Origin of the sequence: Clostridium sp. FP1, from assembly GCF_011065975.2 — a bacterium.
GTDB lineage: Bacteria > Bacillota > Clostridia > Clostridiales > Clostridiaceae > Clostridium_AD > Clostridium_AD tagluense.
The window spans coordinates 311308-334724 of record NZ_JAAMNJ020000001.1 but is presented as its reverse complement, the minus strand read 5'-3'; the positions used below and the strand labels follow the sequence as shown (position 1 = coordinate 334724).

The 23417-nt window shown below is 30.5% G+C and carries 22 protein-coding genes and 1 tRNA gene; 2 read left to right on the top strand and 21 right to left on the bottom strand.

The features are described 5' to 3' along the window. Window positions 1-47: 47 nt before the first annotated feature. The 11 genes from spoIIR to G9F70_RS01510 form a co-directional block, all read right to left on the bottom strand. On the bottom strand, window positions 48-677 hold the full coding sequence (spoIIR, locus tag G9F70_RS01560; RefSeq protein ID WP_164945765.1) for a stage II sporulation protein R: 630 nt from the start codon (window positions 675-677) through the stop codon (window positions 48-50). Window positions 678-738: 61 nt separating this feature from the next. Beyond that, window positions 739-1914, bottom strand: a complete 1176-nt coding sequence (locus G9F70_RS01555; protein ID WP_164945764.1) for a Ger(x)C family spore germination protein — start codon at window positions 1912-1914, stop codon at window positions 739-741. After that, complete coding sequence (locus G9F70_RS01550; protein WP_164945763.1) at window positions 1904-3019, bottom strand: GerAB/ArcD/ProY family transporter; 1116 nt, start codon at window positions 3017-3019, stop codon at window positions 1904-1906. The genes G9F70_RS01555 and G9F70_RS01550 overlap by 11 nt, the downstream gene beginning before the upstream one ends. A gap of 33 nt (window positions 3020-3052) precedes the next feature. Beyond that, entirely contained in the window at window positions 3053-4513 is a 1461-nt protein-coding gene (locus G9F70_RS01545) for a spore germination protein (protein ID WP_164945762.1), read from the bottom strand. 41 nt (window positions 4514-4554) lie between these two features. Next, entirely contained in the window at window positions 4555-4746 is a 192-nt protein-coding gene (locus tag G9F70_RS01540; RefSeq protein WP_164945761.1) for a CLC_0170 family protein, read from the bottom strand. Between the two features lie 276 nt (window positions 4747-5022). Continuing rightward, window positions 5023-5865, bottom strand: coding sequence for a 4-(cytidine 5'-diphospho)-2-C-methyl-D-erythritol kinase (ispE, locus tag G9F70_RS01535; protein WP_164945760.1), 843 nt, complete (start codon window positions 5863-5865; stop codon window positions 5023-5025). Between the two features lie 244 nt (window positions 5866-6109). Beyond that, window positions 6110-7672 (bottom strand): SPOCS domain-containing protein, encoded by a 1563-nt coding sequence (locus G9F70_RS01530; RefSeq protein ID WP_164945759.1) that lies wholly within the window; start codon window positions 7670-7672, stop codon window positions 6110-6112. A gap of 272 nt (window positions 7673-7944) precedes the next feature. Next, window positions 7945-8202 (bottom strand): Veg family protein, encoded by a 258-nt coding sequence (locus G9F70_RS01525; RefSeq protein ID WP_124997047.1) that lies wholly within the window; start codon window positions 8200-8202, stop codon window positions 7945-7947. Window positions 8203-8516: 314 nt separating this feature from the next. Continuing rightward, a complete protein-coding gene (gene yabG / locus G9F70_RS01520) occupies window positions 8517-9431 on the bottom strand; it encodes a sporulation peptidase YabG (RefSeq protein WP_164945757.1) in 915 nt (304 codons plus the stop codon). Window positions 9432-9543: 112 nt separating this feature from the next. Continuing rightward, complete coding sequence (locus G9F70_RS01515; RefSeq protein WP_164945756.1) at window positions 9544-10290, bottom strand: DUF975 family protein; 747 nt, start codon at window positions 10288-10290, stop codon at window positions 9544-9546. Between the two features lie 171 nt (window positions 10291-10461). Then, window positions 10462-11466, bottom strand: a complete 1005-nt coding sequence (locus tag G9F70_RS01510; protein WP_164945755.1) for a CotS family spore coat protein — start codon at window positions 11464-11466, stop codon at window positions 10462-10464. A gap of 142 nt (window positions 11467-11608) precedes the next feature. Here G9F70_RS01510 and G9F70_RS01505 point away from each other — a divergent pair, with 142 nt between their 5' ends. After that, the gene (locus tag G9F70_RS01505) at window positions 11609-12736 is read left to right on the top strand and encodes a glycosyltransferase family 4 protein (RefSeq protein WP_164945754.1); all 1128 of its coding nucleotides are present in this window, start codon (window positions 11609-11611) and stop codon (window positions 12734-12736) included. Window positions 12737-12812: 76 nt separating this feature from the next. Here G9F70_RS01505 and G9F70_RS01500 read toward each other — a convergent pair whose 3' ends face one another. The 4 genes from G9F70_RS01500 to G9F70_RS01485 all read right to left on the bottom strand — a co-directional run bounded on the left by G9F70_RS01500 (window position 12813) and on the right by G9F70_RS01485 (window position 16004). Then, window positions 12813-13868: a CotS family spore coat protein gene (locus tag G9F70_RS01500; protein ID WP_164945753.1), complete on the bottom strand. Its 1056-nt coding sequence runs from the start codon at window positions 13866-13868 to the stop codon at window positions 12813-12815. Window positions 13869-13956: 88 nt separating this feature from the next. Then, window positions 13957-14721, bottom strand: coding sequence for a spore coat protein (locus G9F70_RS01495; protein ID WP_164945752.1), 765 nt, complete (start codon window positions 14719-14721; stop codon window positions 13957-13959). A gap of 49 nt (window positions 14722-14770) precedes the next feature. Further along, window positions 14771-14989, bottom strand: a complete 219-nt coding sequence (locus G9F70_RS01490) for a hypothetical protein (protein ID WP_124997035.1) — start codon at window positions 14987-14989, stop codon at window positions 14771-14773. Window positions 14990-14993: 4 nt separating this feature from the next. Then, on the bottom strand, window positions 14994-16004 hold the full coding sequence (locus G9F70_RS01485) for a CotS family spore coat protein (protein WP_164945751.1): 1011 nt from the start codon (window positions 16002-16004) through the stop codon (window positions 14994-14996). A 208-nt stretch (window positions 16005-16212) separates the two neighbouring features. Here G9F70_RS01485 and G9F70_RS01480 point away from each other — a divergent pair, with 208 nt between their 5' ends. After that, window positions 16213-17340 (top strand): glycosyltransferase family 4 protein, encoded by a 1128-nt coding sequence (locus G9F70_RS01480; RefSeq protein ID WP_164945750.1) that lies wholly within the window; start codon window positions 16213-16215, stop codon window positions 17338-17340. A 339-nt stretch (window positions 17341-17679) separates the two neighbouring features. On the opposite strand, the gene larB is transcribed toward G9F70_RS01480, so the two are convergent. From larB to G9F70_RS01450, 6 genes are all read right to left on the bottom strand, one after another. Then, a complete protein-coding gene (larB, locus tag G9F70_RS01475) occupies window positions 17680-18426 on the bottom strand; it encodes a nickel pincer cofactor biosynthesis protein LarB (RefSeq protein ID WP_164945749.1) in 747 nt (248 codons plus the stop codon). A 15-nt stretch (window positions 18427-18441) separates the two neighbouring features. Beyond that, window positions 18442-19227, bottom strand: coding sequence for an ATP-dependent sacrificial sulfur transferase LarE (gene larE, locus G9F70_RS01470; protein ID WP_164945748.1), 786 nt, complete (start codon window positions 19225-19227; stop codon window positions 18442-18444). A 275-nt stretch (window positions 19228-19502) separates the two neighbouring features. Continuing rightward, window positions 19503-20762 (bottom strand): nickel pincer cofactor biosynthesis protein LarC, encoded by a 1260-nt coding sequence (larC, locus tag G9F70_RS01465; protein WP_164945747.1) that lies wholly within the window; start codon window positions 20760-20762, stop codon window positions 19503-19505. A 173-nt stretch (window positions 20763-20935) separates the two neighbouring features. Further along, window positions 20936-21011 (bottom strand) — tRNA-Ala (locus tag G9F70_RS01460). Window positions 21012-21169: 158 nt separating this feature from the next. Further along, a complete protein-coding gene (locus G9F70_RS01455; RefSeq protein WP_164945746.1) occupies window positions 21170-22354 on the bottom strand; it encodes a glycosyltransferase family 4 protein in 1185 nt (394 codons plus the stop codon). Between the two features lie 70 nt (window positions 22355-22424). After that, entirely contained in the window at window positions 22425-23414 is a 990-nt protein-coding gene (locus G9F70_RS01450) for a YbhN family protein (protein WP_164945745.1), read from the bottom strand. Between the last annotated feature and the right edge of the window lie 3 nt (window positions 23415-23417).

Below are 23417 nucleotides of genomic sequence, written 5' to 3'. Positions count from 1 at the left end.
CACCAATTACGGCTTGGTATCTAGTAGTAATTTTCTATATACTTTATTTAACTAAATAATTTATTAAAAATTTCTAATAATTTGAATTTCGCAACTATTTTATTATTGGTTGCAGTATTATTCACCAAGTTATATTCATCATCTGATAATACTTGTTTCATTTCACTCTCAGTTTTATCATAAGATACATTTCCTTTTGTAATATCTACAAAACATAACGGCGGAAACATAACGCACCACCAGTTTTGACCGCTACCGCTTCCAATAATTATTCTATAAGCCTCATATTTCCCTTGAGGCAGCGTTATATTTCCATAAGTTTTAATCGGAAAATTTTCCTGTGACAAAGTTGTAGCTACTGAATATTTGAAACCATTTTTATTTATAACACTTTGAGCAATTTTTTTAATATTTTTATCCTCATTATTTATAATTTTTCTTGATTGTTCTATATTTTTGCAATCCGCAAGTTTTGGTGATACATATTTCAAAACAGAATCCCTTACTTTTAATTTTAACCCTTGATCTATTTTATCATCACTATTAGCTATTACGTGAAACCTTATAAGTTTACCAGCAATATCGCTTTGAGTAGCTTTCGTAGCTACGTTACTTCCACTTAAAACTATGGATATTATAATAATTATGGTAATGCTTGTTAATATAAATTTTTTCATGGTTATCCCCCCTATAAAGAATAATTTATATTAGAATTATTACCACATTATGTAATTATATTCATTGAACCGCTCCTATTCTTCTTATTTCAGTATTAACATTAACCTTGACTATTGCATTTTTATATTTCCCCTTCCAATCCTTTTCTATTTTATTCCATAAAGAAGGTTTAAACTTTTCAATATGCTCCCGTACGCCAAAGGGATCTATTTCAAATTCCTCTTTAGCAACCTTCATAATTTTTTCACACTCTACACTAATGGAGTCATTAAAAGTATTCTGCAGCCTTTGCAATTCCTCTTTTGCCAGTATTTTTTTATCTACATAATATCCATTTATCTGACCCTCAAGTCCTAAATCAATATTGATGACTAACTTATCTCCTTCTTCCTCCACCCTCATTTTCCTTTCATACCCATTGATTACATAATCAACAGGATGACCATCAATGTAAATAACTTTTTTGCCAGTGTTAAATTTACCACTTAGAAGTTGTATGTCCATTAGTTCTAAGGGATTAAAATATCCTTTTAATTCATAATTGTTAATTATAGCAGCACCAGTTAAAATCAATTCATTTTTTTCCTTTTCTAAAGTTATTCTAGGTAATAATGCATTCCCATTTTCACTTAAAAGAATAAGGAACTCATTTAAATTTATGCTCATAATCCTTGAGTTTCTTTTACTATTAGCCATAAGTCCAGATATATAATATTGGGTACTGTTTTCTGTCATAGGTTTGAATTTTATATAGTCTTCAGCTTTGCCATCTGAGACAACGATATCCGTCATCCTATTTATATTAGGATTTCTTTGCAGATAGTCTACTACCTCTTTTACAGTATCTTTATATTTCAATAAATTACTACTTAATATAAGTAACTTAGTATGACCCATATATATGTCTCTACTGCTTTTAGCCATAGCTTCTGATGATGCATCTTCCATAGAGTAAGCCTGCGTATTAATATATTTTTCCTGTGCACTTCCACTTTTTCCAGCCCCTAGCATACTCATATCTGGAAATCCATAAGTCACATTAATTTTTTTAATCTGCGCCTCAGCAAAGGGCTCTTTTGGATTAATGCTTTTTAATTCCTTTTCTTTACCAATATCTTGTCCTGGGTCAATAGCTATAGTAGATATGAAATTGAGCCTATCTATTTCTACTTTATCCCAACATCCGCTAAGTAAAACGCAGCTTAGGATAATGGGTAAAGCCATCTTAAATTTCATCTGTACTTTTCCACCTCCCTTTACCTTTAATTTTACCCATGAGCAGTATAAGTATGGGCAAAATTACAAAAACAAATATAGAAGTGTATATAATTGGAGTGGTTTTGTATTGCAATGTATAAACTTCTGCTATATTTTCTGGATATAACGCTACGACATAAATAATAGGCATAATTAAAAGTGAAGATATTTTAATATCTTTCAATTTAAATACATTTTTTACAATCTCACCGGAAAAGAAGTATGTGTTAACAAAGGTAGTGAAATAAAAAAGTATCCAAAGCGCCATTACTATTCCTTCCCAACGCTCTATAAATGTTCCTGGTATATATAAAGATCTGATCATAGAAATAGTTGGCCATAATAAAATCCTACTCTGCGCTTTAGATAAAATAGCTAAAACAAGTATCATTACAATTGCATAAAAAATCGATACGAACATAATCCCCTTTCTTAGGATACGGAATGAATTTTTCTTATTCTTAACGTAAGGAAGAATAAGATAGGCTATTTCAAATCCCCCAAAACAGAATATTGCATATCTAGAAGCACTAAAGTAATTGGAGGGTTTATTGTTAAGTAATGGTAATAAATTTGTAAAGTCCGCATTTATAGCGATAAGTATGAATACTACAAAAGTTGGGAGGAAAATAATCCAGAAGGAAATTTCATTAAACTTAACTAAATCACCTATTTCGCCTCTAACTAAATAAGTACCTGCTAAAATCGTGGTAATTAAAATAAATTCTGAAGGTGTCTGCCTTAATAAAAATAGTCTAATTACTTCAACAAATTCCCTCATCCCAAGAGACACAATAAATATACTATAAATCGCAAAAATAATAGCAAATGCTCCTCCAAGGAATCTACCAAAATTATTCTGCAATATGTTTGTAAGATCTTCAAAATCATTTTTTTTCATAACCAGGTATATAAGATATAGTAATAAAAAAATTACTATTCCTGAAGTTAAAATAACTATCCAAGCGTCACTGCCTACATTATCTATGACTTCCTTTGGGCAAGAAAATATCCCTATACCTACCATTGCCACCACTACAGTAGTAAATAAAGCGAAATCTCCAATTATTTTTTTATCTTTCATAATACTTCACCTCCACATAAAAGATGATACAAATTATTTTTGTCTTATCTTATCTCCCGTTTTCATATATTTAGGCCTTTCTTTTAGCTTGGATATTGGTGCCCTAATATACATATCTTTTAAATCCGCAATACTCGTATCTACTGCTGGTGCTAAATAAGGTATTCCAAAACTCTTCATTCTAACTAGATGAATGAGAAGTATAATGAGCCCCATAACTATCCCATAAAAACCTACAATTGCCGAAGCGATAATAAGGAGAATTCGTACAAATCTAAAAGCCGCAGTAACTTCATAATTAGGAGTTACAAATGTAGTAATAGCAGTAATTGCCACAATAATTATCATAATGGGACTAGCTATTCCTGCACTCACTGCAGATTGCCCTATAATAAGTCCTCCTACAATACCAATAGTCGCTCCAATAGGCTTTGGTAATCTAACCACAGCCTCCATAAGAAGAGCTAAAAATAATTCCATAATTATAGCTTCTACAAATGCAGGAAATGGTACTCCTTCTCTAGAAGCTGCTATAGCATAGGCTAATTTAGTAGGTATTATATCTGTATGAAAAGAGGTAATGGCTACATAAAATGCCGGTGCCATAAGCGATATAAATATAGAAATCATCCTAATAAATCTAACCATAGAGCTATGCATCCACCTTTGGTAATAATCATCTGGAGATTGAAATAAACTAGGTAAGGTAGTTGGAACAATAATTACAAAGGGAGAATTATCTACAACTAGTGCTACTCTACCTTCGTACAGCGCTGCCGCTACTACATCTGGCCTCTCTGTACTTTGTATTTGAGGAAAGGGAGAATATTTATTATCCTCTATTAGCTGCTCAATATAGGCAGAATCAAAAACTGCATCAATGTTTATTTTATCTACCCTACGATTTAACTCTTCTAGTACTTCTTTATTTACTATATCGTCAATATACATAATGGCCACGTCGGTTTTCGATCTAGCTCCTATAGCTTTAGGTTTAACTCTTAACCTGGTATCTCTAATTCGTCTTCTTATTAAAGCAGTATTAAATCTTACAGTTTCTGTAAAGCCATCTCGTGCTCCTCTAATTACAGTTTCACCAGATGGGTCACCTACCCCCCGAGCGGGCCAAAAACGCGTTGCAATAACATAGGCACAATTTAACTCATCTATAAACATTAATGTATCCCCGGAAAGCGCTGCATTAACTCCTTCACTTAATTTTTTGACTTCGTGCATATCAGTAACTGAAAGTATATTGTCTTTTATTTGCTTGGTTTTCTCTATTCCCTTTGAACATAACATTAATGGTTCTAAAACATAGTGGTCTAATAGAAGTTTATCTGCCATTCCATCAATATAAACTATAGCTGCCTTCCAATCTCCCACATTGAAAGTTCTAAAAATCACATCAGAGTTATCCTTCAAAAGTTCTTTTAAATACTCTATGTTTTTTTCAGCTTCAAGCTGAATTTCATCATCAATCATCTCTTTCATATTGCTTCACCTCCTTATATATATGTATAAATTCACATAAATTAAAATATGAACCTCAGTGTAAATAGAATTATAGCTATGATAATTGCGAGTAAGCCTAAGATACGTGCTTTTTTACTGGTAATATCATCACCAGATTTTTTAAAATTCCTTGCATCCACAGAAAGTACAACTGAACCTTGCAACACCATCATTATTAAAAAATATACATCAAATAAGTTTAAGATTTTCATTATTTTTCTCCCTGTTTTAGTATAGCTTTCAAAAAAAATAAATTATAAAACTTTATACGTAAGCAAGCTGATTTTACTTTGTTTAAACTAGTTTTAACGACACTTGCAGAAAATATTCACTTAGTCACGGAAAATAAATAACAAGACAGTATACTAGTATACTGTCTTGTTATTTAAATCTAGCTTATGGTTCGCCCATACTGGGCGAACCACATAAAAACGTGAAAAAAACACAAAGGCTTTTCCACGTTCTTATATTTCACTATAAAATTAATTCTAAATGGTTCTTGTTATATATACTTCTTTATATTGAGTTTTAAATTTATCATAACATCTTTGAGCTTTTAACATATCATCAAAAAAAGCAAATATTGTGGGTCCACTTCCGCTCATCATTGCACCCATTGCCCCCATCCTAATCATATCCTCTTTTATTCTTTTGAGAACTGGATATTTCCTTAGGGTAACATTTTCAAGTAAATTTTTCATATTGTTGCATACATCTTGTAATTTTTCTTCTTCCATAGCTTTTATTAAGGCCTCTGTATCTGGATGCTTAAAGATTTTACTAATATCTAAGTTTTTGTAAACCTCTTTAGTTGATACCCCAAAATTAGGCTTAACTAACACTAAAATTTGATTTTTAAAAGGGGCGAGTGGAGTAATAATATCTCCTATACCTTCGCACAGTGCAGTCCCCCCTATTATACAATAAGGGACGTCTGCGCCTATTTTTACCCCTAAATTCATAAGTTCATTGTCGTCTATATCCATTTCGAATAACTCTTTCAATGTTTTAAAAACAGACGCTGCATCTGTACTCCCACCTGCCATACCAGCTGCTACAGGAATATTTTTCTTGAGATATATATTTACACCTTCGCTAATATTATAAGTTTCCATAAAAAGTTTTGCAGCTTTATATACTAAATTCTTCTCATCTGTAGGTATGTAAGGTTTATTACAACTTATATTAATACCTTTATTGCATTTTTGAAAGGACATAGAATCATATAAATCTACATTTTGCATAATCATTTTGAGCAAATGATATCCATCTTCTCTTTTACCTACTATATCTAAAGATATATTTATTTTCCCATAAGCTTTTACTAACATGATTTTCCTCCAACTCTTTATTGTGAATCCACTAAAGCCTCTTAATTAATTAATAATTGTTTATTCCTCCCTAGGAATTCATAGACTTATATAAGATTAGCCCTCTCTTGTGAAATTTTGTTATTGAAATTAGTATATTACAACAAATTTAATATTGCTACATATAATTTAAAATAATGCATATGTAAAATAAATAACAAGTCAAATATACTAGTATAATGACTTGTTATTTATTAAAATTTGTTTATATAATTATTCTACCTGGTATCATAAGTTTTTGTGAAACTTTTATAACATTAGGATCTTCTATTCCGTTAACTCTTGCAACTTCTTGCATTGTAGTATTATATTTTTTAGCAATTTTCCATAAGGTGTCCCCAGATTGAACTACATAAATGGTAATACTAGCTTTTTTCTTAGGCACTTCTCCCTCTATTGGATAAACATCAACTAAAAATTTCTTTTGCACCATGTAATTTACTCTTACATATACTTTAACTACAGCTCTAATTGCTATATTTCCAACCTCAATATCTGCATTTATATTTTCTAGAGAAACCTTACACACACTGCTCATATTTATCTTAGTTCCTAATATCTCAGCCCCACAGGTAAACGGAATCTCTTCTGAAACCGAAGAAAGATATTTTTCTTCATCATCGCTTCTATATAATACGGTTACATTCATTATACCCTCAATTATAACCTTATCCTCAATGACTTTTTTGTCTGTTACACAAACGCTAGCATTACACATAATAACCTTGCTTGGTTTTGCCATAGTATTATTTAATTCTATATCTCCCTTAACTAAGGTCTCAGTTAATAATTGCCCTTGCATTACATTAAGTCCATAATCTTTTTTATCCATCTCAAGCTTTGTAGTTGGTGAATAAACATCTTCAATCATATCCACTTCTTCTTTGTGCACAGCCCTGGTATTAGTTTTTATCAAAAACTCTACATCAATAATCCTTTTTTCTCCTAAATCATCTTCCTTAATGTCAAATCCCATAGCATCCACCCTAAAGTCTGTATAATTTTCCATATAAGGACTTACATCTTGGAAATCCAGCTCTTTATTTAGCATAACTTCCTGCTCAATATAAAATAATTCCCTACTATCTCTTCCCTTATACATTATATTAATGCATGCAAAAGCATTAATTTGAATTTTACCGTCGTACAGTTTTACTTCTTTTTTGTGAACATTAACATCACATTTAATAACTTTAACAATTTCCGGTTTATCATTTGGAACTTTTATATTTGCTTTACCAATAAGCTCTCCATTAAAACTCTTTGTAACTTTATCTATGCTGGCTGGATTTTTTAAATATTGAACATCCTTTACAGCTTCAATATCTTTAACTATTTGAAAACTAAAACTTTTATACACTTCAGATTTTAACTTCAAAATACCTTCTAGACATATTTTTCTCTCATTAACTATCCTACACTCCATATGTTCTACAAAACACTCAGCATCACAAAGCATTTCAGGCCTGGCACCCATTACATCTATTGTATTTGAAAATTTGGAACTATATACTACATTTTCCACATCACTGCGTTCTTGATCTTTTGAAATATAAAGTACATTATATTGAAGTTGCCCTTCTAAATATACCTTATCTTCAATTATTTCTTTAGAATTTATAATGGCTTTAACGTCTAACATAAGAATTTCTCTAACGTCTGGATGAGTATCTGGTATTACATATTCTTCTTTTACTACTGTATCAGCAGTGTTTTCTCCTAGTAGTTGTTCATACTCTATATTTTCTCTTATTAAATTTATCTCCATACTATGCCTCCTTATATTTCTATTGTGGCAACACTTATGAATTGTTACCCTCTTAAAATACCTACTATATAATATATATAGTAGTAGTGAATAAAATATGATATTCAATGTTTTTATTCGTATTTCAAAATTCATCATAATTTTACATTTAAATAAAAAAAAGCACATATCATGTAAAATATATTCCATTATTAATAACGAAATATATTCTATATAATATGCGCCAGACTAATTTATAATTGTAAAAAACGATACCAAGGTACAGTATCGTTTTATCCTGCAAAAACTATTTGAACTGTTTTTGTCAAAACATCTGAATAACTGTATGTCACGGTTCTGTGGGTGTCATTTTCTAATCTAATAACAAAAATACTTGCATATGTCTTTTCAATAACTCCATTATCTACAAGAATTTTTCGTCTTCCACCATTAGCTTTTAATGTTACTCTTTCGCCTACATGACTTTCAATTTCATCTTTTATTGAAGTCAATACATTTATCTGTTCCAAGTAAACACCTTCTCTCCACATCTTATATTATACAGGGTATTTTTATATTTGTCAAGCAAACTTATTATTTTATCACTAATATAACAATTTTGTCAATGTTAATTATATGTTAACAAAGTACACCTTTATAGATTATTCTACAGAGAATTGAGTTTTCTCTGTTTTATGGAGCTTAACATTATAATATACTAATATATTTTAAATACTAATCTTTCTAGTATCTCCTTTAATTATATATATATTCAGTTTTATAAACAAAGCTCCCATACAAAATATGGGAGACCATTTAGGTACTTAAAATAATATTCATATATTATTTTAAGATTTATTGCTATCTAAATATACTGAGACTTAGGAAATCCCTCTCTATACTTACCTCTAGTTTGTAATCCTCCTATGCCTTTTAGTCCTGTTATAGTGTTCTGTATAACGTCTTCTATGGCTACAACATTTTCTATATTTGTATATGCTATCTTCTCAGCTACTAGAACAGGATCCAAGCAATGAATTAAGACACGATTCGGAGATGAAGCAAAATTAGCACCAGCATCTAAAATTGACTCATAACAAGATTGACATGCTCCTGCAAATATAACTAAATCATCATAGTTACTATTATAAGATCTAAGAGCCATAACAGACTCTACAAAATACTTTGAATTTCTGTAACTATTTAAATTTATATAATCAGTTACTCCCTTTATCATACCATCATGGCCCGTAATTACTACTATATCTGGTTTAATTTCTTTTACTAAATTTACTATTTCATTTGGCTGGTTCTTTTCTGATATTACTCTTCCTACAGCGTTTAAAGACAACTGCTTATATGTTTTTAGGCAAACCTCTAGATATTCTGCATCCCCATCAACATGTAGTATTTTCCCTGGTCTCCCAAAGACCATTTCTTTATTTTTGTATTCTTTGTATTCCTTGTATTTTTCTTGTTTTAACTGCAGATCTTTAATTTTCCCATTAATATCTATAGCCGATCCTCTAGCCCCTTTAATCCTGCTCATTAATATTTTTTTAATAGTTGCATTTACTTTTTTATTAAAGACCTTATCAATTTCACCAACGTTGTTTTCTGATACTAATTCTAAATCCTCACTTAAAGAATCTGCTTCAATTCTTAAATTTATTCCCTTAAGTAAATACACATCCGCATTATTTACAAACATAATGTCTATTATTTTAAATGTAATGTCTCCACCATATGATTTTCTTACTACAATATCCCCTATTTTCACAATATCATCTCCATATTAAGCTTGTAATATATATTATGAAAATATAGTTAATAGGTGAAAGTTAAAAAAAATTTCTCCATTTATTAAACTACTGGAGAAACTTTTATTGAATCTATTCGATACTATTTACCTTATAGTTTTCATCAGTACCTGCATATTCTGAATTATCATTAGAAGCATCCTTTAAGTCTTGATAAAAAACTGCTAAGGATGTTTGTAAATAGGGTTTAAGCCATATAAACCCTATGCCTAAAGTTAACAAACACAATATAAACCACCCTACAAAGCTTAAATATAAACTAAATAGCTTCCCTTTTTGTCCATCCATCATATCTTTGCTACGGTTTATAGCATCCATAGCGCTCAATTCCGGATTGTCTATTAATATATAGTATGCCATTGCATAACTTAAGCTAACAACTATTCCAGGTATTATAAGCAGTAAAGTCCATAGCAATATAAATATACCCATTAATAAAGTCAACAAAAATGTTTCAAAAAAATATTTGAAACCCGTAAAAACATCTTGAACTTTAGGATTAGTATTACGTATTAAATTTAGAAAAAATCTTGAAACCCCAAAAGATATGGGACCTCCTATAATTATTGATATAAGTATTCCTATATTCTGAATTTCCCCATTATTTCTTGTAGTCCAATATTCAAATATTCCATGTATAGGATTATTAATAACACTAGTTACTCTTTCTTTAATCTGAGGATCCTGTGTAAGCATTTCTGTTAAAACCCAGGCTAACATACAGACTAATATAGCTACAATCCAATTGCCTGATAAATTTCCCCTTGCTTCTCGACGTATTTCCTTATTGCTTTTTAATTTTGAAGAATAGGTGTACATGTATATTCCCCCTTGCGTTACTTTTATTTTATTATTTACCTTAAATGGCAATCTATACTATTAAGGGTGATTGTATAATACCTGATACTATTTGTCAATTTTTCTTTCATAAAATAATAATGCCATGTAAATAATTTATTTACATGACATTATTACATAATGCTAAATGTACTACCTTTGATTGAAGACTTTCTTATATTCTTCAATAAATGCCATACACTTTTCTTTTTCAGAAATTAACTCCTCCATCTTCTTGTTAAAGGTATTTTGAATCCAAGTAACTTCATTATAATAATATCTATTGCAAAGCCTCCAGTAACGTTGTGGAAATACTAAAAATGCATATATAAGCCTATACTCTTCTTCCAACAGAGGATTTACACTACTATATGCCTGGAGTATTATTTCAGCATATTTTATGTCCCAATCCTGCTTTTTAAGCACTTTAATTAAAAAATTAGATAAATCAAATGCTTTCACTTCTCTTTTGCAGTAGTCAAAATCAATTATGTTGACATCATTATTTTTATCAAAAATAATATTATGATGTGTATAATCATGGTGGCAAAACCCTTTTTCTTCTTCCGTTTGCCTGCATATATCAAAGTACATGGAATCATCGAGTATTGCCATAGCTCTTTTTCCGAGTTCCTTTTGAGCATCCACACTCTTAATATAATTAATATCAAAATCAGTTTTTAAATTCTTCTTTTTTCTAATCATGTCTTTCATTTTATCAAAGGACTTTATTCTTTTTTCCATTAAATGAGGCCATCTTCCAAGATCCGTTTTTAGCTTACTATTTTCTGGTGGTTCATATCCCTTAGATGCAATATGCATATATGCTAATTGTTTCGCTGCGAAAGTCAAATCCTCCTCATCGTGGAAATCACATTCACGACCATCTATCCATGAGGATAGTGTATAAATATCTTCATTAACTAAGGCATAAGGATTTCCTTCAGTATTTAAAAAATATCTATCCAACTTATCAAATCCATTATTTACAAGATGCTCCTTAGCTCCGTATACAAACAAAAGTTTTTGTGTTCCATAATTGATTTTCTTTAGACATTTAGCTCCATCATCCGTCTTTAGCAAATATACTCCCTTGTTGGGACGTATACTTTCTATTTTAATACCATATTGTCTTTCAATTTCAAATTCCCTCATCATGTTACTCATCCCCTCCCCTTATAATTTATATTACTAATATTTTTTTTTAGAATATATTCTTATATGTTTTAATAACATTTATGATTTCTTTTAATATAATAAAGTATATTCATATATCAATCAGTATTTAAGGAGTCTTAAAATGAAAATTGGAATTGATGCAAGAGCTGCAAAATGGTATAGGGGAACTGGTATAGGAACTTATTGTTACCAACTAATTCACTCTTTAAATAAAATAGACAATTATAATGATTATTCGCTTTTTGTACCAAAGGATTGTATGCTTGACATACCTTTTAGAGAAAATTTTCACATAAGAAACATTAAACAAGAAAACCAAAATAACTTCTGGAATGAGGTGAATATTCCTAACCCATTAATAGATAAAAACATGGACATATACCACGTTCCTCAAAATGGTATTGGATTACCTTCAGCTAAAGACTGTCCCTTTGTTATTACACTACATGATGTTATACCCTATAAAATGCCAGATACAGTTGGAGAGCAATATTTAAAAATTTTCAACGAAAAATTACCCAATATTATCTCCCTATGCGATGGAATAATTACCGTATCTGAATATTCAAAGCAAGATATTGCTTCCGCTTTTAACTTTCCAAAAGAAAAAATATATGTTACTTATTTAGCTAGTGAAGATATTTATAAACCCTATGATAAAACTCTTAGTAAATCTATTATTGAGAAAAATTATTCTATATCAGGAGATTATATTCTATATATTGGAGGATTTAGTCCTAGAAAGAATATTCTTGGATTACTAGAATCCTTTAGCCTACTCCTACCAAAATTAAAAAAAGATATGAAACTCGTCATTGCAGGTAGCAAAGGTAAATCCTACGATATGTATAAAAAAAGAGCACAAGAGCTGCATATTGAAAATAGTGTTATTTTCCCAGGGTTTATATCTATGGATCATATCCCCTTTATATACAATGCTTGCCAGCTCTTTGTATATCCTTCTTTTTATGAAGGTTTTGGATTACCACCAATTGAAGCAATAGCCTGCGGAGTCCCTGTAATTGCATCAAATGTTACTTCAATTCCTGAAATAGTTAAAGATTCAACTCTGCTTGTAAATCCATATGATATTGTTGACTTAAGTGAAAAAATGTATAATGTACTCCTTGATAATGACTTAAGAGAATCTCTTATAAGTAAAGGTTTAAAAAGAGCCTCGACTCTAACTTGGGAACATACTGCCACCGATACTCTAAAAGCATATAAAAATATATTATTAAATAAATAACATTGTTAGGCATCTTCATAAAACAACTAATATGAACCCCCCTATACTGTATTTAGCACTATAGGGGGGTTCTTAGCTAACAATTATAATGATCTTTAAAAGCCTCTAAAAATTCTTCTCTATTTTCTCTATACTCTACTTTGCTTTTTAATCTGCTTAAAAACACCTCTTCACTCCACTGTTTTTTCCTTGTATAATAATCTCTTGCTATACTGTAAAAATCCTCTGGGAAGCTAAGCATACCATACAATACCTCTAGTTCCCGATGTTCTAATGGGTTTACTGATGTATATTCATTTAAAATGCTATGGCATTTTTCTATATCATAAGCGAAATTTTTAATGGCTTTATTTATAAAATTACAAATATCATGTACCTTTAAATCTACCACTGCATAATCAAAGTCTAAAAAATATACTTGCTGCACATTAATCAAAATATTATGGTGAGCTAAGTCATGGTGACAGAATACAATTTTGTCTTTCTCCTTACATAAATTGTAATATTCGGAATGTTCCAGTATTTTTATACTTTGTAATATATTCTCCTCATAATATTTTTCATTGTCTAAAAATATATAATCAAATTCATTTTTATTTTCGTATAGAGTTGCTATACTTTTAAAAAACCTAAGCTCCCCTAATTTTTTATTAAAATTTTGTATTATCTTGCCAGATAAATACCGCTTTTGATTTTTTACTAATAGTATTTTAAATGCCTCTTCATTTATAAGCCCCTCCGACGCTCTGTGAAGCTGAGCTAATGCCCTAGATGTTAACATAACATCTACTGGATTGCTATACTCACACTCTCTCCCCTCCACTAAATTCATGATACAATATATATCATCTTTCCAAGGAACATATATATTATTATTTTTCGCCTTTTCAAATTCAATAATTCTATTAAAATTATTACTTTTCATATACTCAATGCCATAATTAATAAATTCAAGTAGAGAAACGCTGTAGCTCACTTTTTTTAAAACCTTATCACCTTTATCCGTATTAAGTATAAATACTTTCCTTACTGGAATAACATCGCTCACCAATAAATCAAATTCACTAAATAAATTTACATCTAAATCATATTTACTTAAATAAGTTTTATCTTTATATCTAACGTCTAACATATTCTCACCTCTTTAACTCGTGCCTATTGTAGCTATTCATCACCTTCGAATCTGCAATGTTTTGTTTTTTTATTATGACCTTTTTAATTTAAAATAAGGAATCTCCATCTTGAATTAAGGCTTTTAAAAGCTTTTTAGAAAACCTGTCCTCGTAATCCTTATTTTTACCTTCTCTATACTTATTACAACATTTCATAAATTCATGCGGATAAGAAACTAAGGCTATTAGAAATTCGGAGCTACTTGTATCTAATCCTTCTATATAGCAAAATTCGCGAGCAAGTCTTTGGAAATCAAGCTTCGCTCCCTTTCTTCTTAATCTACTTAAGAAAATGAAACAATCCATTTCCACCATGTTATAACTACAATGTTCAAAATTAACCACGTAAGTATAATTTTCCTTTCGGAGGTTTTGAAAATCTGTATTGCCAAGGCATACTTCGCTTCTTTTCATACTTCTTGATATAATCCCTATATAATCTGTTTGATATACTGCTCTTATACAGGCCTGCCCTCTTTTTACAGCTCCTTCTCCATATTCAATAATTAACTCTTCAAAGGGATTTTTAGGTTCATCTCTTTTAATGTTATTTATATCAGAAATCAGCTTTTTAATATAAATTTTATATTCTTCTATTATTTTTCCTGTATTGTTATTTAACCTATTCCTGAGATATCCATTAAAGCCCCAAGATTTTTGGTGAAAATCATAAATAGCATCAAACTGCTTTATTACTAAGTCTTCAGTTATGTCTACATCTATATTTTTATATTTAAAATCAGTTGTTTGTACATTTTTAATACCTTTAAACAGCATATAGTCTGAAAAATCATTATAGATGCTTATTGCCACTGGTACCACCTCTAATTAGATCTATTAATTGCTCTATAATCGCCAAGTACTATCTATTCTTTTTATAGTTTTTGTCCATCTTCTTTAATATTTCTTTTTGCTCAAATTCTAATTCTCTAAGTTTCTTTTGTCTTTTTTTTATTTTTTTAAGTTTCTTAACCTCCTCCTCCATCCTCTCAAGCCTCATATCATATTCCTCTACAGTGGATTCCTGTGGATCAATGATTTCACTTTCTTCCATGTACATATCATCTTTATTTTTCCCCACAATACTACCTCCCATAATTTATTTTTCTTAATTTTTCAATAAAAATTTGCCTATCCATTCTATCTTCATTAATCTTTTCAAGTTTCTTTAAGAAAAATTCTTCTCCCCAGTCCTTTTTCTCCCAATAATACTGAATTCCTGTTTGCCAATATTCCTGAGGAAATTCCATAAATGCTGCCATTACATCTATGTCACTTTTATATATTGAATTTGTAGCATTATACTCATCCATTATAAAAAGTGCATTTTCGAGGCTCCATTTGCCATTTTTCATTCTTCTTATAAGCAGGCTACTTAAATCATGTAAATGAGTGTCTAAGATACAATAATCAAAATCGATAATATTCACATCTCCATTTTTTTCTATTAACACGTTATGATGAGCATAATCATGGTGGCATAATCCCCTATGTTTAATTTCCTCTTTCATTTTATCTATATATTCACTTTTACATAAATTATAGATGGCCCTACTGCTCCGTGCTAATTCTTCCTCCATTATTATTAAATAATTTTTATCAAATTCCGTAATGCACTCTTTTTCATTTATTCTTCTTTTGAAATCTAATATTTCTTTTTGTCTGGTTTTAAAAGTCTCTATCCATTTAAGCCATCCTATTCTTGGTTTCATGTCAGATGTGACTTTGAAATTCAAACTTTTTTTATGCAACTCTGCAAGCTTTGAGGTACATAATTTTATTTCTACAGGATTATCATAATTGCATTCCCTTGCGTTTAGCCAAGGTGTTAAATAAGCATATTTTTTTTCAAGGCCAATATACTCTTTGTTAGAAGTAGTCTCAATAATTTGAGGTATTTTTTGAAAACCATTGCCTTGTAAATGTTTTATTGCACCAATAATAAATAAAAAATGCTTAAAGTCATAATTAATGATTTTCAAGCAATACATCTTATTTTCAGTTTCTATTCTGTAAACATTTTTTATTTTCTCTATATCATTAATACAAAGAGAATAACTGTCTTTTACTAAATCCTTTAATTCCTGAATTTCCAAATGCCTGCCTCCGCAATATTGTTCTATTGTAGTATATGAACACACTAAATAATTTGTGCACAATTATATTCATGCAAATAGCACACTTTTTAAGTTGAAATAATATATTAATATATATTATCTTTTAAATAGGATGTTTAATATCACCCCAGGTGGTAATTTAATTATGAATACAGGGTTTTTCTAATAATTTTAAGGAGTGAATACTATGAGGATTGGAATTGATGCTAGAGGTATCAATTTCTATAGTGGCACTGGTATAGGAACTTATACAGAAAATATACTTAAAAATTTAATTAACATAGATTCTATAAATAACTACAATGTTTATTGGTCAGGTAATAATTATGAAAGTATAAAAAAAGAGAACTGCAAAATAATAATGACCTCTAAAAAACATCAGAGATTCTTTGAGGATCACTATTTTCCAGCCAACTTATCAAAGGAAAAAATAGACATATATCATATGCCACAAAATGGAATAGGTTTTTCTGAGGAAATATATTGTAAGAAAATAATCACTATACATGATTTAATTCCATACCTTATGCCAGAAACTGTTGGAAAAGGCTATTTGCTAAAATTTCTAAAAGAGATGCCTTTAATCATAGGAGGTTCTGATGGAATAATAACTGTGTCAGAGTTTTCAAAGCGGGATATTCTTAAATTTTTTCCTATAGATGAAAACAAGATTTTTGTAACTCCACTAGCTGCAGATAAAAAATATACCCCTTTAGATAAAGTCCTCTGTAGGAGTTTTCTAAAGGATGCGTATAATTTAGCAGATCCTTTCATACTTTATTTAGGTGGGTTTAGCGAAAGAAAGAATGTAGCTTCTGTCTTGTCTGCTTTTTCTAAAGTATATAAAGACTTAAACAAAAATTATAATTTAGTTATTGTAGGTGGCTATAAAGATTCCAGCCAAAGGCTTTTAAAGCTTACAAATGAATTAAAAATAGACTCTCATGTTATTTTTACTGGTTTTGTACCAGAAGAACATTTGCCCATTTTCTATAATTCTTGTGATGCCTTTGTATATCCTTCTTTTTACGAAGGCTTTGGACTCCCTCCACTGGAGGCAATGAATTGTGGCACACCTATAATAGCATCTAACCTTACCTCTATTCCAGAGGTAGTTGGCGATGGTGGAATTTTAATAAATCCCTATAGTATCTCAGAAATATCTTCAGCTATGGGCAACTTGCTAAGTAACGATAAATTAAGAGAAGAATTGAGTTATAAAGCAATAAAAAGAGCAAGTGAATTTTCTTGGGAAAATACGGCAATTAATACTCTTAAGGCTTATGAGAGTGTTTATAATGCTAACTCTCTATAATCACTCCATTATGGTGAAAGAATGTAGGATGTTCTGATAGTAGAGAATTCGCTAACAGACTCTAAGTTTATTCCATGAAAAATCCCCTAACGCACTTATTCGACGTCCTGTCTCAGAAGTGCTAGCAGGACGTCCTGGCCTGCTTACGGGGATTTTTCATTACATAAACTAAGAGTCTGTAAAGCTCATTATATACTATCTGCCACACCCCTACATTCTTTCACCATCACGATTATAATTTATCCAATAAGAAGTTAAATTTGGTAACGTAAAAATGGTGTTTCATCCCTCACTTTTAGAATATGAGGTAATCCACACCATATAAAAATTAAATCTAATTTACAGTTTATTAATAATGCTTGCTAAATATCCGGCTCCAAAACCGTTATCAATATTAACAACACTAACTCCACTAGAACAACTATTCAACATGGATAATAGTGCAGCAAGGCCACTAAAACTAGCTCCATAGCCTACGCTGGTTGGAACAGCTATAACTGGTTTATCCACAAGCCCCCCTACCACACTAGTTAAAGCACCTTCCATACCCGCTACAGTAATAACTACCCTAGCACGTCTTATAACATCTAGATTTTCAAAAAGCCTATGGATACCAGCTACCCCTACATCATAAATTCTTTCAACTTTATTCCCGAAAATTTCAGCTGTAATAGCTGCTTCTTCCGCTACTGGTATATCAGAGGTTCCTCCTGTTACTAATGCAATATAAGAACTTGGAATTTCTACTTCCTTCTTTTTAATTACAATTGTTCTTGCAAGCTGGTTGTACTCTGCACCATCACATATTTCTTTTACTCCTTCATACATTAACTGCGATGCCCTTGTGCCAAGAATATTTATATCCTTAGTAAGCATTACACTAACTATGCCCTTTATCTGCTCTACAGTTTTCCCTTCACAATATATAACCTCTGGGTAGCCAACTCTAAGCTCTCTATGATTATCTATTTTTGCAAATCCTAAATCTGAATAGGACAAATCTTTTAATTTGTCTACACCATCTTCAATAGATAAATCACCACTTTTTATGGACCTCAAAAATTCCTTGGTTCGTTCTGAATTCATATATTCCCCACCTTTTTAATTTAAGCTTCCCATTTTGTATCCTTCTAGGTCTAATGTTACATATTTAAATCCAAGTTCCTTAAGTTTCATTGAAATTTCCTCTAAGATTTTTTCATTTAGAATCTTGTCAAAATGCTTTTTTGGCAATTCAATTCTTGCTAAATCCACATGGCTTCTAACTCTAACCCCACTAAAGCCTAGTCCCATTAAATATACCTCAGCAGCTTCTATTCTTTCGAGTTCTGCCAAAATTACTTCTTGCCCATAAGGTATTCTTGACAAAAGGCATGCATAAGCAGGCTTATTCCAAGTTTGCAGGTTAAGTTCTTTAGATAAGGTTCTTATATCAGCTTTCGTAAATTCATTTGCCAAAAGAGGACTTATTATATTTAATTCCTTTAATGCCTTGAGTCCTGGCCTATAATCTTTAGTATCATCAAAATTAGTTCCATCTAAGATATTATATATTCCCTGGGCACTGGCTTCTTCTTTTATTTTAGTAAAAATAGCATTTTTGCAAATATAGCATCTATCTCTTGGGCTAAATTTTATTTCATCTATCATTTCCACTTCAATAAATTTATATTTAACTCCAAACTGTTTTAGCAAAACTTTAGCTTCTTCAACTTCCCATTTAGGCGTATAAGGAGCTATTACCATAATTGCTAACACATTCTCCTTAAGTACATCACTGCAAACTTTCAGTAATAGAGTACTATCCACCCCTCCTGAAAATGCAACGGCAACACTGCCAAGATTTTTTAAGTAACTTATTAAATTATCGTATTTTTGTTTTAACATACTTTGCCTCCAATATTATGTGTAGAATAAGAACTTTTTTCTTAAAGGATGCTCTAACGAAAAGTATATATTGCTGGAATGCTTTCACTTCACCAAGTAATTCTAAAATTTATTTTATTTACAGCTGCTAAAAAACACAAACTCGCTTTGCTCAAACATGTGTTTTTCTTAACGCATCTGAAAATAAAATAAATTAAGAATTACTATGGTTTGTTCAAATGCATTCTGCGCAATATATACTTTTGTTAGCATCCTCTAAGAAAAAATAATTTATTTTAAAATGGACATTGCATTTTATCATTTGTTAAATTTTCATATACTTCTCTTAAGGATATTCCCTCATCTTCAGCTATTTTTTTACACTCCTCATATTCTAACTTGCTTTTTAGCTTTTCACCTTTGTAGTAAGCTTCTTTAAGAGTTATTTCACCATAACTAGTGTTAACTTTAACAAATTCTCTTTGTAGCATAGTTTTATCTACCTTAAAACTTCTTACCCCAAAGGTAGTAGTTTCTCTAAATAAGACTTCTTTCATCTTTTCTAATTTAGCTGCCTGGCATAAAACGCTTATTTTCACACCTGGTCTTCCCTTTTTCATTATAATTGGAATTAAATATACATCCAAAGCACCCTCATTAAAAAGCTTATCAATAATGTACTCATATAACTCTGGATTCATATCATCTATATTACATTCCACAATTTCTTCAAATACCTTATCTTCATTTTCTACCTTATAAGTATCCGACAAATTATTCTCTTCTACGAGCATTACTCTTAGTACATTAGGAATTTCGCTATCCCTGTTACCTATTCCATAGCCGATTTTATTTACAATAAAATTATTATTATCTTTAAATTCACAAACATTAACTGCAAGAATTGCAGCACCAGTAGGTGTGGTAGTTTCAAAGGGTACAGCTCCAAGTTTTACTGGTATTCCCTTTAAAATTTCTACAGTAGCAGGTGCTGGTACTGGTATAATTCCATGAGCACATTTAACAAAACCACCACCAAGCTCTATGGAAGAACTCATTATTTTATCAACATTTAAATGACTTATGCAGATAGCTGCTCCTACTATGTCTACAATAGAATCTATTGCGCCCACCTCATGGAAATGAACTTCATATAATGGTTTTCCATGAACCTTTGCTTCAGCCTCTGCAACCTTCATAAACATTTTCTTGCTTAACTCTTTGACATTAGAACTTAATTCACTGCAATCTATAATTTTCTCAATATCTTTAAGATTTCGATGGTCATGATGATTATGATTCATATGTCCATGAGAGTGTCCATCTTCATTTCCATCATGAGAATGCTGATGATTATGCTCTTGTAGCATTACATCTACCTTAGTACCCTCTATGCCTTTTCTAATACCTCTTGATACTTTTATTTCATATCCATCTAGCCTTAGCTTATCTAATTCCTCTATTAAATATTTCTCATCTACACCTAAGTCTATCAATGCTCCTAAATTCATATCTCCGCTAATACCTGAAAAACAATCATAATAAAGTATTTTCATTTTCATTCTCTCCATTTCTTTTGTATTTATATCATTGTACCAAAAAAAACAAATATTATAGGATAAATATAAAAAAATATCTAATAATATAGTTTTATAAACTTATATCATCAAATATTTTTTTATTTGTTAGGATACCATAATCTTGCCAAACACCATACATAGATTTTTTTTGGTGGAGATGATGGGGCTCGAACCCACGACCCCTTGAATGCCATCCAAGTACTCTCCCAGCTGAGCTACATCCCCTCATATTAAAGCGGTCCTTTAAATATTTAATCAAAACCATCTTTAAATCTATTATATTACAAAAATAGTATTTTAGAAACATTTATTTGTAAAATTATCAAGCTGCCATACCACTAACGAACCTCATGCATAAAGCAGCTCTATTATTTATGAATTGATTATGTTACCTTTTGATTTTGTAACATACAATTTTGTTTTTCAACTTCCATATAAACTTTCTCCACATTTTCACCAAAGCATTTAGATGATAACGGCTCTATCCCATTATAAGCATTTTCCACTATTGTGTCACATTCTTTTTTATCCGTTAAAACTTCGAATAATATTCCAGCTAAATCTTCATCTTTATAAAAAATTCTTCCGTTGATTTTATCTTGAATTAAATCGTCTAAATTTTTATCATACTTAGCTACCACAGGAATTTGTGCTGCCATAGCTTCTGTAAAGGTTAATCCCTGGGTTTCAGTTAGTGAAGCACCTACAAACACATCTCCCATTTGATAATACCTACCAATTTCCGACCAAGGTTTTTCACCAGTAAATACTACAGATTTTTCAATATTAAGTGACCTAACTAAAGCTTCTAAATTCTCACGCTCTGGTCCATCACCTACAACTAGCAGTTTACAATTTGGTATTTTCACCACCAGCTCTTTCATGCTATTTATAATGATATCTACGCTTTTCTCTTTTGCGAGACGCCCAATAAATAATACAACTGGCTCTGTTTTCTTTATTCCAAAACATTTTTTTTCATCTTCTATAAGATCTTGATTGTAATTACTTCTTTTGAAAGGTTCAATTTCAACTCCCGTTGGTATTATATCTATATGTCTTAATAACCCGTAATTCTCTAATGCATCTTTCACCTTTAATGTGGGCACTATTATAGCACTGCAATCCCTGCAGTATAGTTTACTTGCCTTCTTTGCAAACTCCGAAACGGGCTTAAGCATTATACCCCTGGATACATAGTGCATATAATCCTCATACATAGTATGATAAGTGTGAACTACAGGAATATCCAATTTCTTAGCAACTATTCTTCCAAATAAACCTATACTAAATTCTGTTTGTGTATGTATAATATCTAGATCTAACTTTTTAATTTTACTCATAATTTTACGTGAATATATCATACCAACTCTTTGAGTTGGTAAAAGAAAAAATGGTAGGCTAGGCAATCTCATTATACCTTCTTCCTCTTCTACATCTGGATGTGCAACTGTAACAATGGTTACACTATGTCCTAGTCTAATTAACTCATTTTTCAATATAAAAGTAGAAGTAACCACTCCACTTACTTGTGGATAATAAGCATCAGTAAAAATTCCGATATTCATAATCGGCCCCCTTTAAATCCTATAATTTCCTTGTAAAAATCTTCTTTTAATATAATTTTATTAATTGTACTTAATTCTTCATAAATGCATAAAACCCAAAAATTATACAGGAGTAAAATGTAATTAATCTCCATAATAATATAGCAGCCATTATGTTATTAGCTGCAAAAAACAAACTAAAAAACATAAAGAAAGCACCCTCTGCTCCACCCACAGCTCCAGGTAAGGGTATAAACGCTGTTAGCATCATTACAAACGCAGTTCCAGCTATCATGCTTTCTATGCTAGCACCTCTCATCCCAAAGCTAAGATAAATAAAATAAGGTATAATAAAAATTATTGTTAGTTGTAATATTGTATAAATAACAGCCTTAGCCATCATTGCTTTACTATGCTTTACTATCTCCATATTATCATGAAATTGATCTAAATTGTCGTTAATATGCATTTCTAACTTTGATATATCTTTTACCAATCTAAGTTTTTCTAATATCTTAGAAAAGGTTGTTATTAATTTATGTGTTAATTTGCGATATTTTGAAAATATAATTAAAAATATAATTACGCTAGCATTAACTGTAAATCCTATGGCTATTAAATAAAACAAATTGCTCATTTTAGTTTTGAAGAAGCTAGACTTCCAAAATATAAGGACTAAAGAATATACAGTTAACACTGATTGATAGATAATAAATTTAATCATCAGCGCTGATCCAGCGCTACCAGCCCCTAATTCTTGTTTTGTAAGTGAATATAGTTGCATTGGCTGTCCACCAGATGCAAAGGGGGTAATTGAATTGAAATATTGTCCTACCATAGTAACTTGAAATGCTTTTTTGAATTTATAGTCTTTTTTCATTAAAAGTACAATGCTTTGCAATGTTTTAGCTTCAAAAATCCAATATAACACCATGGCAATAGCCGCTACAATTATCCATTCAATTTGTAGATTTTTCATTTGATGAATTAAATCCATCCATCCATTTGTGAAAACAATAAGCAAAATAAATATAACTCCTGAGGCTATTCCCAAAATAAAATTAAATTTATAATTTTTCATTAA

Coding starts and splice junctions, on each gene's coding strand:
- G9F70_RS01540 (WP_164945761.1), bottom strand. CDS start 4,746: ATGAAAATCTTAAACTTATTTGATGTATATTTTTTAATAATGATGGTG.
- larB (WP_164945749.1), bottom strand. CDS start 18,426: ATGAATTCAGAACGAACCAAGGAATTTTTGAGGTCCATAAAAAGTGGT.
- G9F70_RS01545 (WP_164945762.1), bottom strand. CDS start 4,513: ATGAAAGAGATGATTGATGATGAAATTCAGCTTGAAGCTGAAAAAAAC.
- G9F70_RS01500 (WP_164945753.1), bottom strand. CDS start 13,868: ATGTTAGACGTTAGATATAAAGATAAAACTTATTTAAGTAAATATGAT.
- G9F70_RS01515 (WP_164945756.1), bottom strand. CDS start 10,290: ATGTACACCTATTCTTCAAAATTAAAAAGCAATAAGGAAATACGTCGA.
- G9F70_RS01510 (WP_164945755.1), bottom strand. CDS start 11,466: ATGATGAGGGAATTTGAAATTGAAAGACAATATGGTATTAAAATAGAA.
- G9F70_RS01555 (WP_164945764.1), bottom strand. CDS start 1,914: ATGAAATTTAAGATGGCTTTACCCATTATCCTAAGCTGCGTTTTACTT.
- spoIIR (WP_164945765.1), bottom strand. CDS start 677: ATGAAAAAATTTATATTAACAAGCATTACCATAATTATTATAATATCC.
- larC (WP_164945747.1), bottom strand. CDS start 20,762: ATGAAAATACTTTATTATGATTGTTTTTCAGGTATTAGCGGAGATATG.
- ispE (WP_164945760.1), bottom strand. CDS start 5,865: ATGTTAGTAAAAGCTTATGGGAAAATAAATATATCTTTAGATATAGTA.
- G9F70_RS01525 (WP_124997047.1), bottom strand. CDS start 8,202: ATGTGGAGAGAAGGTGTTTACTTGGAACAGATAAATGTATTGACTTCA.
- G9F70_RS01505 (WP_164945754.1), top strand. CDS start 11,609: ATGAAAATTGGAATTGATGCAAGAGCTGCAAAATGGTATAGGGGAACT.
- larE (WP_164945748.1), bottom strand. CDS start 19,227: ATGTTAAAACAAAAATACGATAATTTAATAAGTTACTTAAAAAATCTT.
- G9F70_RS01480 (WP_164945750.1), top strand. CDS start 16,213: ATGAGGATTGGAATTGATGCTAGAGGTATCAATTTCTATAGTGGCACT.
- G9F70_RS01455 (WP_164945746.1), bottom strand. CDS start 22,354: ATGAATATCGGAATTTTTACTGATGCTTATTATCCACAAGTAAGTGGA.
- G9F70_RS01450 (WP_164945745.1), bottom strand. CDS start 23,414: ATGAAAAATTATAAATTTAATTTTATTTTGGGAATAGCCTCAGGAGTT.
- G9F70_RS01530 (WP_164945759.1), bottom strand. CDS start 7,672: ATGGAGATAAATTTAATAAGAGAAAATATAGAGTATGAACAACTACTA.
- G9F70_RS01550 (WP_164945763.1), bottom strand. CDS start 3,019: ATGAAAGATAAAAAAATAATTGGAGATTTCGCTTTATTTACTACTGTA.